A 15,385-nucleotide genomic window follows, 5' to 3' on the forward strand; every position below is an offset into this window, starting at 1 on the left:
CAAGACATCGCAGGCGGTAACTCCCGGAGCTCGAGCCGGGTCTGACCGAACGTCACCGAGGGGCGGCAGGACGTGAGCGAGGGGCACGAGGGAAACACCGGCGGGACGTTCCACGTAGGCTCCCAGGGTCGCGCGAGGTCCACCGGCGACACAGGAACAACCTCTGACCACGCGGGAAATCCGTTCCAGGGACATGTATTCCGGGTATCGGACTTCCTGCGGGACCAACTGCGCGCGCGGCGCGCAGCCCCGGACGGACGGATTCGACACGCGTGACGGAGCAGCCCATCTCCTACGAACGCCCCCAGGGCGTCGACCCCACGGACCCCCGTGGGGCACTCCTGCATACCCAGGCGCCGGCGCCGGATGCGGCCGCGTTACCGCCCGACGGCTCGGGTACGACCACCTGCGGAACGGGCGGAAAGGGCACCATGGGCGGGCAGGGAGCTGCGGGGAAGGACGCGACGGCCGGTCCGGAGGCGGGCGGCGGGAGCGAGCATTCCCAGCCGTCCGCGTCCGCTGAACCGGACACGCACCGGCCGCGCCCGGCGCCCGAGTCCATTCCGGCGCAGCCGGGGGCCGAGGCGCGCCCCGAGCGGGGACCCGGCGGACAGGAGCGGCGGGCCGGGGCGGCGATGACGCCCGGCCGGCCCACGCCGATGCGGCGGGACGGGGACCGGCTGCGGTTCGTGGGCGCGGCGACCCGGCGGATCGCCCGCGGCCTGGACCTCGACGAGATCGTGATGGGGTTGTGCCGGGCCACCGTGCCGACGTTCTCCGACGCGATCCTGGTCTATCTGCGCGATCCGCTGCCGGTCGGCGACGAGCGGCCCGCGGCGGACCGCATCATGCTGCGGCTGCGCCGCACCGACCGGATCCCGGAGGAGCGGGACACCGAGTCCGGCTTCGCGGCGCTGGCCCTGCCGCCCCCGGAGCCCGGGGAGCTGACCGCCGAGCTGTCGGCCTCGGTCGGGGACATGTGCGAGGTGCGGCCCGGCGGGGCGCTCGCGGAGGTGCTGCGCGGGGTGCGTCCGGTGTTCGCGGACAATCCGGCCGCTCGGGCCGCGCTGCCCGAACTCCTCGGCGCGGACAGCACGTTGGTCGTCCCGGGCGGCCAGCGGGCCGTGCTGGCCCCGTTGCGCGGCCGGCGCCGGGTGATCGGCGCGGCGGTCTTCCTGCGCCGTCCGGAGCGCCTGCCGTTCGAGAACGACGACCTCCTGGTGGCCGCCCAGCTGGCCACGCACAGCGCGCTGGGCATCGACAAGGCGGTGCTGTACGACCGTGAGGCGTACATCGCCGACGAGCTGCAGCGCACGATGCTGCCGGAGACCCTGCCGCGTCCCACGGGCGTACGGCTGGCGTCCCGGTACCTGCCGGCGGCGGAGACCGCCCGGGTGGGCGGCGACTGGTACGACGCGATCCCGCTGCCCGGCAGCCGGGTCGCGCTGGTCGTGGGCGACGTCATGGGGCACTCGATGACGTCGGCGGCCATCATGGGGCAGCTGCGGACGACGGCCCAGACGCTGGCCGGGCTGGACCTGCCGCCGCAGGAGGTCCTGCACCATCTCGACGAGCAGGCCCAGCGGCTGGGCACGGACCGCATGGCGACCTGCCTGTACGCCGTCTACGACCCGGTCGCGCACCGCATCACCATCGCCAACGCGGGGCATCCGCCGCCCGTCCTGTTGCATCTGGGCGGTCGGGCCGAGGTGCTGCGGGTGCCGCCGGGCGCGCCGATCGGCGTCGGCGGGGTGGACTTCGAGGCGGTGGAGCTCGACGCGCCCGCCGGAGCGACGCTGCTGCTGTACACCGACGGCCTGGTGGAGTCCCGGCTGCGGGACGTGGCCACCGGGATAGAGCAGCTGCGGGAGAAGCTCGCGGCGACCGCCCAGCTGACCGGGTCCGACCATCCGCCGCCGCTCGAAGCCCTGTGCGACGAGGTGCTCGACATGCTCGGCCCGGGCGACCGGGACGACGACATCGCGCTGCTCGCCGCCCGGTTCGACGGGATCGCGCCCAGCGACGTGGCGTACTGGGTCCTGGAGCCGGAGGACGCGGCGCCGGGGCGGGCTCGTCGGCTGGCCCGGCGGGCGCTGTCCCGCTGGGGCATGGAGGACATGTCCGACTCCGTCGAGCTGCTGGTCAGCGAGGTGGTCACGAACGCGGTGCGCTATGCCACGCGGCCGGTGACTTTGCGGCTGCTGCGCACCGACGTGCTGCGGTGCGAGGTGGGCGACGACGTCCCGCAGCTGCCCCGGCTGCGGCAGGCCCGGGCGACCGACGAGGGCGGGCGTGGGCTGTACCTGGTGAACCGGCTCGCCCGGCGCTGGGGGGCCACGCGGCTCAGCACCGGCAAGGTGGTCTGGTTCGAGCTGAACCGGAGCTGACGGACCCGCGCGGACGCGCGGAGGGGGCGCGCCGCGGTCGAGGGGGGCCCCCGCCGCCGGGTGCGCCGGGTCCCCGATCACCGGCAGCGGCCGACCCGGCCCGCCCGCGCGGCGGGCGCCCCCGTCTACACCCGGCCCCCCCCTCCGCCGTTGCGCCGCCGACCGCGGCGGCGCGTCACTGCCCGAAGAGCGGATTGCCCGGCTCCCGCGATCCGGTCGAGGGGTCGTCCGTGCTGGGTTCGGTCGAGGTGTCGCCCGACGGGGTGCCGGAGGGCGACGTGCTGGGCTTCGGCGACGGCGACGTGCTGGGCTTCGGCGACGGCGACGGCGACGTGCTCGGCTTCGGCGACGGCGACGGCGACGTGCTCGGCTTCGGCGACGACGAAGCCGACGGGGACGGAACGGCCGTCTGGACCGCCGCGCCCTGGTCGGTCTCCAGGTCGAACTTGGTGACCTTGGTGGAGACGCCGAAGGTGTAGGCCGCCCAGATCTGCGCCGGGAAGCCGCCGCCGTTGACCCGGCCGTCGTCCGACGTCAGACCGTTCGTCGCGCCGGTCAGCGGAACCTGGGGGTGCGGGGCCTTGGCGGACTCGCCGAACAGGCCGACCGAGGTGACCAGGTCCGGGGTGTAGCCGGTGAACCAGGCCGACTTGTTGTTGTCGGAGGTGCCCGTCTTGCCAGCGACCTTCTGGCCCCTGCGCAGCGGGTTGTCCCGCACGGACTTCTTCGCCGTTCCGTCGTCGATCACGCCGGTCAGCACCGAGGTGACCGAGTCGGCCGCCTCGCGGTCGATGACCTGGCCGCCGATGGGGGCGGTGTGCTTGAAGGACGGGTGGAGGCTGTTCTCGGCCGACTTGATGATCGTCGGGGTGACCTTCTTGCCGTGGTTGTCGAGGGTGGCGTAGACGCCGGCCATCTGCAGGGGGCTCGCGCCCATGGTGCCGAGGGTCTGGGCCGGCACCGCCCTGAGGTCCTTGGTGTCCATGCCGAGTTCGTCGGCGACCTTGAGCACCTTGTCCATGCCGACGTCCACGCCCATCTGCGCGAAGACGGAGTTGATGGACTTGTTCAGCGCCGTCTGAACGGTGACCGGGCCGTAGTCCTGGTCGTCCTCGTTCTCCGGCGCGAAGCCGATGTCGCTGCCGACGACCGGGCGCTTGCTGGTGCCGTCGTAGATCGTGTTGGCGGTGATCTTCTGGTCGTCCTGGGTCACGGCGTTCTCGTCGAAGGCCGCGGCGAGGATCACCGGCTTGAAGGTGGAGGCGGGCTGGTAGTCGGTGCGGGTGGCGTTGTTGAGGTAGTGGTCGGTGTAGCTCGTGCCGCCGTACATCGCCTCGACGGCGCCGGTCTTCGGGTTCACCGACACCGCGCCGGCCTGGACGTCGGCGTCGACGGAGCGCTTCTTCTTGTCCAGTTTGCTGGTGAGCTGTTCCTTGACCGACGTCTCCAGCGCCTTCTGCTTCTTCTTGTCGATGTTGAGCTCGATGTTCCAGCCGCCCTTGCGGACCAGGGCGGCGGCCGACTCGTAGTTGTCGGCGACGCCGGTGGCGACGAGCTGGTCGGCGAGCTCGGCGTTGGCCGCGTCGACGAGGTAGCCGATCTGGCCCTCCTTGCCGGGGGCGGCCTGCGGGTCCTTCGGGAACGGGAAATGCATCGCGTCGCGCTTCGACTTGTCCAGCCAGTCCTGTCCGACCATGTTGTCGAGGACGTAGTTCCAGCGGGCCTGGACCAGGCGTTTGCCGACGTCGGAGGCGGCGGCCCAGTCGTACTGGCTGGGCGCCTGCAGCAGCGCGGCGAGGTAGGCGCCCTGCTCGACGGTGAGCTTGTCGGCGTCGACGCGGTAGTAGGCCTGGGCGGCGGCCTGGATGCCGTAGGCGCCGCGGCCGTAGTAGCTGGTGTTCATGTATCCGGCGAGGATGTAGTCCTTGTCCTTCTCCCGGTCCAGCTTGAGGGAGATGACCAGTTCCTTCAGCTTGCGCGTGACGGTCTGTTCCTGGGACAGGTAGTAGTTCTTGACGTACTGCTGGGTGATCGTCGAACCGCCCTGCGCGCCCTTGCCCATGAGGGTGTTGAGGACGCCGCGGGCGGTGCCCCTGAAGTCGACGCCGTGGTCGTTGTAGAAGGACTTGTTCTCGGCGGCGACGAAGGTGTGCTGGACGGCCTTGGGGATCGTGGCGAGATCGACGTTCTCCCGGTTGACGTCGCCGTCGCGGGCGAGGACCGCGCCGTTGCCGTACTTGTAGACGTTGCTCTGCAGGTCGGCGTCGGGGTTGCCCGCGGGGATCGGCGTGCTCACGTACAGCCAGATGAAGGCGCCGATGACGGCGACGGCGAAGCCGAGGAAGGTGCCGAGGATCTTCTTCCAGGTGAACAGCCGGCGTATGAGGCTCTTGTCCTTCTTGCCGGCGGCGCCGCCCTTGCCCTTCGCGCCCTTGCCGGCCTTCTTCGCGCCCTTGCGGGCCGCCGCGCGGCCTCCGGTCACGGGCGCGGTCGTGGTCGCGGTCGCGGTCCCGGCGCCGGTCCCGGGGGCGGGGGGCGCCACCGACTCCGTCTCCGTGGAGCGGCTCCTGGGCGCCGCGCGGCGGCCACCGCGCTGCCGCGCTCGTCTCTCTTCCGCTCGTCCCATGAGTCCGCTCGCTCCGCTTCCTACTCGGCAGTCACACCAGTGCCCGGGGCAGGGCCAGGTCAGCTCAGAAAGCTAACACCGCTGTCTATGACGAGGCGCTCCCGATCCGGCCTCCGAAGGGGGTGAGAATCAGCACCCCGCCCGGCGGAACCGGTCCGGCGTCCCCACCGGTTCGACGTCCGAAAGGGGCTCAGGGTTGCCATCCCGCGCTAAAGTGATATCACTTAGATAGACAGCCGATCGCTGAACAGGCTGCTGACGAGAAACGGGGACCACCATGTCCGCACACGACCCCTCGGCCCACGACGCCTCCGCACCCGGCCCCGTGGCCCCGGGCCCCTCGGCAGCCGGCCGGGCCGCCGCCGAGGCCGACGCACCCGAGATGCCCGCTCCGCGCGTGAGGGAGTTCCCCGCGCGCAGCGTCGGCGGCGGGCTGGCGCTGCTGCTCGGCCTGGCCGGACTGCTGGCCGGCGCCGCGATGATCGCCCTGGCCACCGCGGTGACGGCGACCGGCCTCAAGGCGGCGCTGATCACCGGCGGCGTCCTGGTCGCCCTGGCCGCGTTCCTCGCGATGTGCGGCCTGAACACGGTGGCGCCGGGCGAGGCCCGGGTGGTGCAGCTCTTCGGCCGCTACCGGGGCACCATCCGCGAGGACGGGCTGCGCTGGGTGAACCCGTTCACCTCCCGCGAGAAGATCTCCACCCGGGTCCGCAACCACGAGACGGCCGTCCTCAAGGTCAACGACGCCTACGGCAACCCGATCGAGCTCGCCGCGGTCGTGGTGTGGAACGTGCGGGACACCGCGCAGGCCTCCTTCGAGGTGGACGACTTCCTGGAGTTCGTCGCCACCCAGACCGAGGCGGCCGTCCGGCACATCGCCATCGAGTACCCCTACGACGCGCACGACGAGGACGGACTGTCCCTGCGCGGCAACGCCGAGGAGATCACCGAGAAGCTCGCCGTGGAGCTGCACGCGCGCGTGGAGGCGGCCGGCGTGCGGATCATCGAGTCCCGCTTCACCCACCTCGCGTACGCTCCCGAGATCGCCTCGGCGATGCTCCAGCGGCAGCAGGCGGGCGCGGTGGTCGCGGCCCGGCGCGAGATCGTGGACGGGGCCGTCGGGATGGTGGAGGCGGCGCTCGGCCGGATCGCCGAACAGGGCATCGTCGAGCTGGACGAGGAGCGGAAGGCGGCGATGGTGTCCAACCTGATGGTGGTGCTGTGCGGGGACCGGGCGCCCCAGCCGGTGCTGAACACCGGGACCCTCTACCAGTGACGGCTCCCTCGGGGGGCACGTCCCCGCAGGGGCGGCCGCAGCGCAAGCAGGTGCTGCTGCGGCTGGACCCCGCGGTGTACGAGGCGCTGGCCCGGTGGGCCGGGGAGGACCTGCGGTCCGCCAACGCGCAGATCGAGTTCCTGCTGCGCAGAGCTTTGAAGGAGGCGGGACGGCTGCCCGGCGACACCGGCCCCCTCCCCCGCCGCGGCCGCCCCCCGAGAGGCCCCGCCCCCGAGCCCCCGCCGACCTGACCGCCCCGGCGGCCGCGGCCCCGCTCCCCGGAACGGGCCGGACGGCCGCCGGGCGGCAGCCGGAACCCTGGGCCGCGGGAGCGGCCCTGTAGCGAAACAGTGACAATGGGCCGTCACCTGCGGAGCCGTACCCCCCGCTGCCACCTGCGCACTCCGCGTATACACGCCGGGTATACACCGCATGTACATTGCTCGTCATGTCCATCGGTCACACCCTCCTGGGTCTCCTGGAGTCCGGGCCCCGCCACGGCTACGACCTCAAGCGGGCCTTCGACGAGAAGTTCGGTCACGACCGGCCGCTGCACTACGGCCAGGTCTACTCGACGATGTCGCGCCTGCTGAAGCACGGGCTCGTCGAGGTCGACGGCATCGAGGCCGGCGGCGGCCCCGAGCGCAAGCGGTACGCCATCACCGACGCCGGGATCACCGACGTCGAGCAGTGGCTCGCCACGCCCGAGAAGCCCGAGCCGTACCTGCAGTCGACGCTCTACACCAAAGTCGTCCTCGCGCTGCTCACCCACCGCGACGCCGCCGACATCCTCGACACCCAGCGTTCGGAGCACCTGCGCAGCATGCGCATCCTCACCGACCGCAAGCGCAAGGGCGATCTGGCCGACCAGCTGATCTGCGACCACGCGCTGTTCCATCTCGAAGCCGACCTGCGCTGGCTGGAGCTGGCCGCCGCGCGTCTCGACAAGCTGAAGGCGGCGATGCACGCGTGAACGCTCCCGGGGGATCCCTGCTCGTCGCGGAGGACCTGCGCAAGGCGTACGGCCCGACCATGGCGCTGGACGGCGCCGAGTTCTCCATCCACCCCGGCGAGGTCGTCGCGGTGATGGGCCCGTCCGGCTCCGGCAAGTCGACGCTGCTGCACTGCCTCGCCGGCATCGTGACGCCCGACTCCGGCTCGATCCTGTACGACGGCCGTGACCTGGCCACCATGAGCGACGCCCAGCGCAGTCTGCTGCGGCGCTCGGAGTTCGGCTTCGTGTTCCAGTTCGGGCAGCTGGTGCCCGAACTGACCTGCGTGGAGAACGTGGCGCTGCCGCTGCGGCTGAACGGCGCCCCGCGCAAGCAGGCCGAACGCACCGCGCTGGACTGGATGAAGCGGCTGGAGGTCGACGACCTCGGCAAGAAGCGGCCCGGCGAGGTCTCCGGCGGTCAGGGGCAGCGGGTCGCCGTGGCCCGCTCGCTGGTCACCAACCCCCGCGTGCTGTTCGCCGACGAGCCGACCGGCGCGCTGGACTCGCTCAACGGCGAGCGCGTGATGGAGCTGCTCACCGAGGCCGCCCGGTCCGCCAACGCCGCCGTCGTCCTCGTCACCCACGAGGCCCGGGTGGCCGCCTACTCCGACCGCGAGATCGTCGTACGGGACGGCAAGTCGCGGGACATGGAGCGCGCCATATGAGCGTGCGTCAATGGTCCCGTGACCTGGGGCTGGGGATCCGGTTCGCCTTCGCGGGCGGCCGGGAGGGCTGGGTGCGGGCCGTGCTGACGGCGGTCGGCGTCGGGCTCGGCGTCGCCGTCCTGCTGCTGACCACGGCGGTGCCGAACGCGCTCGCGGTGCGCCACGACCGTGAACAGGCCCGGCTCGACTGGGCGTTCACGGAGCCGCCGCCCAAGGGCGACGACACCCTGCTGATCGCCGACTCGGACACGTCGTTCCGCGGCAAGGACATCCGTGGCCGGATGGTGGAGCCGGAGGGTTCGCGTGCCCCGCGGCCGCCCGGCGTGAGCCGCTTCCCGGCCCCGGGCGACATGATGGTCTCGCCCGCGCTGAAGAAGCTCCTCGACGCCGACGGTTCGGCGCTGCTGCGTGAGCGGCTGCCCTACCGCGTGATCGGGACGATCGCGGAGAGCGGCCTGGTCGGCTCCCAGGAACTCGCCTACTACACGGGCGCCTCCGGACTCTCCGCGCACGTCGGCACCGGCGCGGTGGTGACCCGCCTGAAGACGTTCGGGAACCCCGAGCCGTCGAAGGAGCAGACCGACCCCGTGCTGGTCCTGCTCATCCTCGTCGTCATCGTGGTGCTGCTGATGCCGGTGGCCGTGTTCATCGCCGCGGCCGTGCGGTTCGGCGGCGAGCGGCGCGACCGCCGGCTCGCCGCGCTGCGACTGATCGGCTCCGACGGCCGGATGACCCGGCGCATCGCGGCGGGCGAGGCGATGGCCGGCTCGCTGCTGGGCCTGGTGCTCGGCACCGTCTTCTTCCTGGCCGGCCGCCAGGCGGCGGGCCAGGTCGAGGTGGTGGGCTTCAGCGTGTGGCCCAGCTACCTCGACCCCTCTCCCGCGCTGGCCGTGCTGGTCGCGCTGGCCGTGCCGACGGCCGCGGTCCTGGTCACCCTCTTCGCCCTGCGCGGAGTGGTGATCGAACCCCTGGGCGTGGTGCGCACGGCGAAGCCCGCGCGACGCCGGCTGTGGTGGCGGCTGCTGCTGCCGGTGGCCGGCCTCGCGATGCTCTACCCGATGATCGGACAGGGCCGCGAGAACGGGAACTTCAACAAGTACCTGGTGATCGGCGGCGTCCTGCTGCTCCTCGTCGGGATCACCGCCCTGCTGCCCTGGCTCGTGGAGACGGTCGTCGGCAAGCTCGGCGCCGGCGGCGTCGCCTGGCAGCTCGCGGTACGGCGGCTGCAGTTGAGCAGCGGCACGGCGGCCCGGATGGTCAACGGCATCGCGGTGGCGGTCGCCGGGGCGATCGCGCTGCAGATGCTGTTCGCCGGCGTGGACGACGACTACACCAAGGCCACCGGCCGCGACGTCACCCGGGCCCAGCTGCAGGTGGAGGTGCCCGACGGCGTCCCGATGGCCGACACCGCCCGGAAGTTCACCGACACCAAGGCCGTCCGCCACGTCACGGCCCTGTGGGAGGGCTACGTCGGCGACTCCTCCTGGAGCAGCGACAACGGCCAGGCCCTGAGCGAAGACCTGACGGTGGGCGACTGCCCGGCCCTGCGCGAGCTGGCGAAGCTGCCCACGTGCAAGGACGGCGACGTGTTCGTCCTCGCCGGCGGCGACGACTCCGGCAACGGGCTCCAGATGAACAAGGCCGGCAAGAAGCTGTACCTCCAGCCGCCCTCCGAGGAGGTGGGGGAAGTCGTGTGGACCGTCCCCGCGGGCGTCGTTCAGGCGCAGTCGGTCAAGGGGCTCACCGGGTGGGAGCGCGGCGGCTTCCTGCTGACGCCCGGCGCGCTGCCCAAGGCGGCCGAGAAGACGGTCAGGGGCCAGCTGTACCTCTCGATCGACGACTCCGTGCCCGACGCCTACGAGTACGCCCGCAACACGGCGTTCCAGGTGGATCCGCTGTCCCGCCCGATGAACTGGTCGTCGACGGAGCAGGACGACACGTACACCTCCATCCGCACCGGCCTGCTCGTGGGCTCCGTCTGCGTGCTGCTGCTGATCGGCGCGAGCCTGCTGGTCTCGCAGCTGGAGCAGCTGCGGGAGCGGCGCAAGCTGCTGTCGGCCCTGGTCGCCTTCGGCACCCGGCGGCGCACGCTGGGCCTGTCGGTGCTGTGGCAGACGGCCGTCCCGATCGGTCTCGGCCTGCTGCTGGCCTCGGCGGTGGGGCTGACGCTCGGCACGGTGCTGCTGCGGATGACGGGCACGCCGGTGGCCGTGGACTGGGGAAGCGTGCTGGCGATGACCGGCTGCGGCGCGGGCGTCGTCCTGCTGGTGACGCTGCTGAGCCTGCCGCCGCTCATCCGGCTGATGCGGCCGGACGGGCTGCGCACGGAGTAACCGCCGCCTCCGGGCGGCGCCGCCCGTCACGGGCGGACGGTCCCTCCCCGCTCGGGGAGGGACCGTCCGCGTACGCGGCCCACTTCTCGCCGCCGATCCGGCCGGAGCGCAGCAGCAGCGCCTCCGGGGCGGGCGCGCCCGGCGACTCGACGGCGGCCGGGCGCGCCCGGGGACTCGAAGGCGACGACCAGCCCGCCGCGGAGAGGGAAGGCGCCGCCGGGCGAACCGGACACGCGCAGCTCCCCGGTGAAGCCGTCCCGGCCGCACGCGGCGAGGTCGCGTGCCGGCAGCTCGTAGCCCGACACCACTCCCCTCGGGCCTCTCGCACATACGTCTGACGCGTAGCGCTGAGGAGGGAAGGCTTATCAGCCGGCGCGCATGGTCCAGCGAGGGATTCCCGACCTGTCCGCAGCTGACGGAACTTGACCCGCCTTCGACCCCGATTCACCGTACAGAGCGCTCATTTGACCACCGATCGAGCCACCGAGGCGGCCCGGCACGGCTCGCCGACGGGCCTCAGTCGGCGTCGCCGAGCACCCTTACCGGAAGGGGTCGCAGGGCCTCCCGCAGGGCGTGCGCCAGCGCCCGGTACTCCGCGCCCCTCGCCGCCCCGGTGCGCATGGCCAGGGCGATGCGGCGGGCGGGCGCGGGGTCGGCGAAGGAGCCGGTGAGCAGGTGCGTGCTCCGGCTGGTCTCGACGGTGACGGCGGTGCGCGGCAGGAGCGTGCACCCCAGTCCGCCGGCGACCAGCTGGACGAGAGTGGAGAGCCCGGCGGCCGTGGTGGTCACCGGCGCGTCCCCGCGGCCCGCCTCGCGGCAGATGTCCAGCGCCTGGTCGCGCAGACAGTGCCCCTCGTCGAGAAGCAGCAGATTGAGCTCCTTCAGCGCCTCGCGTGCGATGCCCGACCGGCCGCCGAGCGCATGACCGGGGGGTGTGACCAGCACGAAGTCCTCGTCGAACAGGGGGAGTTCGACGATGCCCGTGACGCCGAGGGGGACGGCGAGCAGCAGCAGGTCGAGCCGGCCGGTGTGCAGGCCGTCGACGAGGCCGGCGGTCTGCTCCTCGTGCACCTGGAGGTCGAGATGCGGGTAGCGCTCGTGGACCAGCCGCAGGACGGTCGGCAGGAGGTAGGGCGCGACGGTGGGGATGACGCCGAGCCGCAGCGCTCCGGTGAAGGGGGCGCGCACCGCCTCGGCCTCCTCCATCAGCGCCTCCATCTCCGCGAGCACCGCCCGGGCCCGGACGACGAGCCGCTCGCCGGCGGGCGAGAGCAGCACCTTGCGGGTCGTACGCTCGAGAAGGGTGACCCCGAGGGTCTCCTCCAGGGCCGACACGGCCCCGGACAGGGCCGGCTGGCTCATGCCGATGGCGGCCGCCGCGTCCCGGAAGTGCAGATGCTCGGCGACGGCCGTGAAGGCCCGCAGTTGGGCCGGACTGGGCGGCCGCCTTCTACCCCCCGCGTTACCCGCAGTCACTGATAACTACCTCCGATCAACTCAATCGAGTGTAGCCATTTCCTGAATCAATGCACCCTGTGCCACGATCGAGGCCGTCCAACCCAAGGGAAGCGTCCGCGATCCGGACACTTCCTCGCTGCAAGGAGAGCGTGTGCTCACTGTCGGTGACAAGTTCCCCGAGTTCGAACTGACCGCCTGCGTCTCGCTGGAGAAGGGTGCGGAGTTCGAGCAGATCCACCACAAGTCCTACGAGGGCAAGTGGCTCGTGGTCTTCGCGTGGCCCAAGGACTTCACCTTCGTCTGCCCGACCGAGATCGCCGCGTTCGGCAAGCTGAACGACGAGTTCGCCGACCGCGACGCGCAGATCCTCGGCTTCTCCGGCGACTCCGAGTTCGTCCACCACGCCTGGCGCAAGGACCACCCGGACCTGACCGACCTGCCGTTCCCGATGATGGCCGACTCCCGCCACGAGCTGATGCGCGACCTCGGCATCGAGGGCGAGGACGGCTTCGCCCAGCGCGCCGTGTTCATCGTGGACCCCCACCGCGAGATCCAGTTCACGATGGTCACCGCGGGCTCCGTGGGCCGTAACCCCAAGGAGGTCCTGCGGGTTCTGGACGCCCTGCAGACCGACGAGCTGTGCCCGTGCAACTGGACCAAGGGCGAGAACACCCTCGACCCGGTCAAGCTGCTGGCCGGGGAGTGAGCTGAGATGTCCCTCGACTCCCTGAAGTCCGCGATCCCGGACTACGCCAAGGACCTGCGCCTCAACCTGGGCTCGGTCATCGGCAACTCCGACCTGCCCGCGCAGCAGCTGTGGGGCACCGTGCTGGCGACCGCGATCGCCGCCCGCTCCCCGATCGTGCTGCGCGAGCTCGCGCCGGAGGCGAAGGCCAACCTCTCGCCGGAGGCGTACACCGCGGCCCGGTCGGCCGCCGCCGTGATGGCGATGAACAACGTCTTCTACCGCACCCGCCACCTGCTCTCCGACCACGAGTACGGCAGCCTGCGGGCCGGTCTGCGGATGAACGTGATCGGCAACCCCGGCGTCGACAAGGTCGACTTCGAGCTGTGGTCGTTCGCGGTCTCCGCGATCAACGGCTGCGGCATGTGCCTCGACTCCCACGAGCAGGTGCTGCGCAAGGCGGGCGTCGAGCGCGAGATCGTCCAGGAAGCCTTCAAGATCGCCTCGGTGATCCAGGCGGTCGCCGTGACCCTCGACGCGGAGACGGTCCTCGCCGACTGCTGACGTCACGGCGCCGGCCGACGTCCACGCAGGCCGGCCGGCGTGCGAACCTCACGGAGCCCCGCTCACCCTCCCGGTGGGCGGGGCCTCGTCGCGTCAGGCGCCCGGGGCGGGGGGTTCTCCGGCCGGGTCGGGCCGCTCGTCCTCGGGGCCGTTCGCCGCGGCCGCCGTCACCGGGGCGACGTTCGACGCCGTCGCACCTCGTGGACGGGGCGCGTGCCGCAGGCTCTGCTCGCGGGAGTAGGCGTGCAGGTAGCCCACCACCGTGTTGGTGACGGCCACCAGGGGCACCGCCACGATCGCGCCGCCGATGCCGGCCACCATGCCGCCCGCCGCGACCGAGAGGACCACGGCCAGCGGGTGGACCCGCACCGCGCGGCCGAGGATGAACGGCTGCAGGATGTGACCCTCGATCTGCTGCACCGCCAGCACGACCGCCAGCGTCATCACCGCCGCGAAGACGCCCTGGGTGACCAGCGCGACGACGACGGCCAGCGCCCCGGAGGCGACCGCGCCGACGAGCGGGATGAAGGAGAACAGGAAGATGAAGACGGCGAGCGGGACGGCCATCGGCACGTCCAGGAAGTAGATGCCGAGGCCGATGAAGATCGCGTCGATCAGCGCGACTATCACCGTGCCGCGCACGTACGCCGTCAGCGTCGCCCAGGCCCGCGGACCGGCCCCCGCCACGCCCGGCCGGGCCGCGGCCGGGACCAGCTTGAGCGTCCACTCCCAGATGCGCCTGCCGTCGTAGAGCAGGAACAGGGTCGAGAAGAACGCCAGCAGGATGCCGGTCAGCGCCTCGACGACGACGGTGACGCCCTCCAGGCCCGCCGAGGTGATCGAGTCGGTGTTGTTCCCGATCGCGTCGCGCAGGTTCTTGGCGATGCCGTTGATCTGCTTGTCGGTGACGTGGAACGGGCTGTTGAGCAGCCAGCGGCGCAGGTCGTCGATGCCGTCCTGGACCTGGTCGGAGAGGTTGTCGATGTTCGCCATGACCTGCCAGGTCACGAACCAGCCCATCAGGCCGATGACGACGAACCCGAGGATCGCCGTCAGCGCGGTGGCCGCCCCGCCGGGCACGCCGGCCCGCTTCAGCCGGGCCACCGTGGGCTGCAGGAGCGCGGTCAGCAGCAGCGCGACCACGAAGGCCATGACGACCAGCTGGATCTCGCTGATGACTCTTATCAGCACCCAGAGGGTCCCGGCGAGCACCAGCAGCCGCCAGCCCGCCTCGGCCGCGACCCTGACCCCCCACGGCACCGCGTGCGCGGGATCCGGGCGCGGGACGGCAGGCGCGGACTCCGGCGAGAACGCCTCGGAGGACGGCTCGGACGCCTCGGGCCGCGCCGGTTTCGACTCGGCGGCCTCCCGCTCGACCTCGGCACGCCGCTCGTCGAGCCGCTCACCCATCTCGCTCAGGCCGGCGCCGAGCCGGCCGAGCCACGTTGGCACTCGCGACATGATCCGTCCTCTTCCCCCGTCTCTCCCCACCACTCCCCCTGGAGTCGTCGGTCACGGCCGATCCGACCGTACAGGGCGAAAGCCCCTGCCCCTATGACGGGGAGGGGCTGCGCGAGGTCGAGCGGGGCCGCCGAGCCGGCCACGGCCCGTGGAGGGGCCGTCAGTAGGAGTTGTTGGCCTGCCAGTAGTCCCAGGCGCCGCACGGGCTGCCGTAGCGCTCGTTCATGTAGTTCAGGCCCCACTTGATCTGGGTGGCCGGGTTGGTCTGCCAGTCCGCGCCGACGGACGACATCTTGGAGCCCGGGTAGGCCTGGACGAGGCCGTAGGCGCCGGAGGAGGGGTTGACCGCCTTGTAGTTCCAGCCGGACTCGTGCTCCACGATGTTGCTGAAGCACTGGAACTGCCCGCCGGGAATGATCTGACGGGCGATGGCCTGGACCTCGGAGGTGGTGTACGACCCCTGCTGGACGAAGGTGGCGTTGCCCGAGGCGGACTGCGTCTCGGTGCCGGCCTTGGTCTCGGCGCGCTCCTTGGCCTCCTTGGCCTCCTTGGCCTCTTTCTCGGCCTTGGCCTTGTCCGCGGCGGCCTGCTGCTTGGCCACCGCGTCCTTGGCGGCCTGCTTGCGGGCCGTCTCCTCCGCCGTCTTCTTGGCGGTGGCGTCGGCGGCGATGGCCTGGACGTCGGCCTGGTGCGTCAGGGAGGCGGTCTGGACCTCGACCTGCTCGCCTACGGGTAAGTCGGCGAGCAGCGTCGAGCCGCCCGTCGCCTGGGCGTCGTCGACGGAGTGCAGGGCGTCGCCCTGGGCGACCCCCATGACGGCGCCGACGGTGGTGACCGCGGTGGCCGAGGCCACGGCGAATCCCCTGGCGGATATCGGGCTCACTCGGATTCCTTCTGCCGGGTCATCAGATGGAGGGGAACGACGGCCGAAAGCCG

At 72.0% G+C, this 15,385-nt stretch carries 12 protein-coding genes; 8 read left to right on the plus strand and 4 right to left on the minus strand.

What is annotated here, in order from left to right; translation table 11 throughout:
- Positions 1-272: 272 nt before the first annotated feature.
- Complete coding sequence (locus ACFVYK_RS04015) at positions 273-2,387, plus strand: SpoIIE family protein phosphatase (protein WP_389768191.1); 2,115 nt, start codon at positions 273-275, stop codon at positions 2,385-2,387.
- A 175-nt stretch (positions 2,388-2,562) separates the two neighbouring features.
- Here the strand turns inward: ACFVYK_RS04015 and ACFVYK_RS04020 are convergent, their stop codons facing one another.
- Entirely contained in the window at positions 2,563-5,013 is a 2,451-nt protein-coding gene (locus ACFVYK_RS04020) for a transglycosylase domain-containing protein (RefSeq protein ID WP_389768193.1), read from the minus strand.
- Positions 5,014-5,290: 277 nt separating this feature from the next.
- Here ACFVYK_RS04020 and ACFVYK_RS04025 point away from each other — a divergent pair, with 277 nt between their 5' ends.
- The 5 genes from ACFVYK_RS04025 (at position 5,291) to ACFVYK_RS04045 (ending at position 10,281) form a co-directional block, all read left to right on the plus strand.
- On the plus strand, positions 5,291-6,289 hold the full coding sequence (locus ACFVYK_RS04025; RefSeq protein ID WP_389768195.1) for an SPFH domain-containing protein: 999 nt from the start codon (positions 5,291-5,293) through the stop codon (positions 6,287-6,289).
- The gene (locus ACFVYK_RS04030; protein ID WP_389768197.1) at positions 6,286-6,540 is read left to right on the plus strand and encodes a hypothetical protein; all 255 of its coding nucleotides are present in this window, start codon (positions 6,286-6,288) and stop codon (positions 6,538-6,540) included. Before ACFVYK_RS04025 ends, ACFVYK_RS04030 begins: the two co-directional genes overlap by 4 nt.
- Before the next feature lie 197 nt (positions 6,541-6,737).
- The gene (locus ACFVYK_RS04035; RefSeq protein WP_389768199.1) at positions 6,738-7,262 is read left to right on the plus strand and encodes a PadR family transcriptional regulator; all 525 of its coding nucleotides are present in this window, start codon (positions 6,738-6,740) and stop codon (positions 7,260-7,262) included.
- A complete protein-coding gene (locus ACFVYK_RS04040; RefSeq protein ID WP_389768201.1) occupies positions 7,259-7,948 on the plus strand; it encodes an ABC transporter ATP-binding protein in 690 nt (229 codons plus the stop codon). Before ACFVYK_RS04035 ends, ACFVYK_RS04040 begins: the two co-directional genes overlap by 4 nt.
- Complete coding sequence (locus ACFVYK_RS04045; RefSeq protein ID WP_389768203.1) at positions 7,945-10,281, plus strand: ABC transporter permease; 2,337 nt, start codon at positions 7,945-7,947, stop codon at positions 10,279-10,281. The genes ACFVYK_RS04040 and ACFVYK_RS04045 overlap by 4 nt, the downstream gene beginning before the upstream one ends.
- Before the next feature lie 516 nt (positions 10,282-10,797).
- On the opposite strand, the gene ACFVYK_RS04050 is transcribed toward ACFVYK_RS04045, so the two are convergent.
- Complete coding sequence (locus ACFVYK_RS04050; protein ID WP_389768205.1) at positions 10,798-11,757, minus strand: LysR substrate-binding domain-containing protein; 960 nt, start codon at positions 11,755-11,757, stop codon at positions 10,798-10,800.
- Positions 11,758-11,890: 133 nt separating this feature from the next.
- Here ACFVYK_RS04050 and ACFVYK_RS04055 point away from each other — a divergent pair, with 133 nt between their 5' ends.
- Entirely contained in the window at positions 11,891-12,445 is a 555-nt protein-coding gene (locus ACFVYK_RS04055) for a peroxiredoxin (RefSeq protein ID WP_389768207.1), read from the plus strand.
- 6 nt (positions 12,446-12,451) lie between these two features.
- Entirely contained in the window at positions 12,452-12,988 is a 537-nt protein-coding gene (locus ACFVYK_RS04060) for an alkyl hydroperoxide reductase (protein ID WP_389768209.1), read from the plus strand.
- A 93-nt stretch (positions 12,989-13,081) separates the two neighbouring features.
- On the opposite strand, the gene ACFVYK_RS04065 is transcribed toward ACFVYK_RS04060, so the two are convergent.
- On the minus strand, positions 13,082-14,449 hold the full coding sequence (locus ACFVYK_RS04065; protein ID WP_389768211.1) for an AI-2E family transporter: 1,368 nt from the start codon (positions 14,447-14,449) through the stop codon (positions 13,082-13,084).
- Positions 14,450-14,609: 160 nt separating this feature from the next.
- Positions 14,610-15,332, minus strand: a complete 723-nt coding sequence (locus tag ACFVYK_RS04070) for a transglycosylase SLT domain-containing protein (protein ID WP_389768213.1) — start codon at positions 15,330-15,332, stop codon at positions 14,610-14,612.
- Between the last annotated feature and the right edge of the window lie 53 nt (positions 15,333-15,385).

The organism is Streptomyces sp. NPDC058291, assembly GCF_042880855.1.
Classification (GTDB): Bacteria; Actinomycetota; Actinomycetes; order Streptomycetales; family Streptomycetaceae; genus Streptomyces.

Excerpts from the sequence above, each read along its gene's own strand:
- ACFVYK_RS04020 (WP_389768193.1), bottom strand. The coding sequence starts at position 5,013 with ATGGGACGAGCGGAAGAGAGACGAGCGCGGCAGCGCGGTGGCCGCCGC.
- ACFVYK_RS04025 (WP_389768195.1), top strand. The coding sequence starts at position 5,291 with ATGTCCGCACACGACCCCTCGGCCCACGACGCCTCCGCACCCGGCCCC.
- ACFVYK_RS04035 (WP_389768199.1), top strand. The coding sequence starts at position 6,738 with ATGTCCATCGGTCACACCCTCCTGGGTCTCCTGGAGTCCGGGCCCCGC.
- ACFVYK_RS04045 (WP_389768203.1), top strand. The coding sequence starts at position 7,945 with ATGAGCGTGCGTCAATGGTCCCGTGACCTGGGGCTGGGGATCCGGTTC.
- ACFVYK_RS04060 (WP_389768209.1), top strand. The coding sequence starts at position 12,452 with ATGTCCCTCGACTCCCTGAAGTCCGCGATCCCGGACTACGCCAAGGAC.
- ACFVYK_RS04065 (WP_389768211.1), bottom strand. The coding sequence starts at position 14,449 with ATGTCGCGAGTGCCAACGTGGCTCGGCCGGCTCGGCGCCGGCCTGAGC.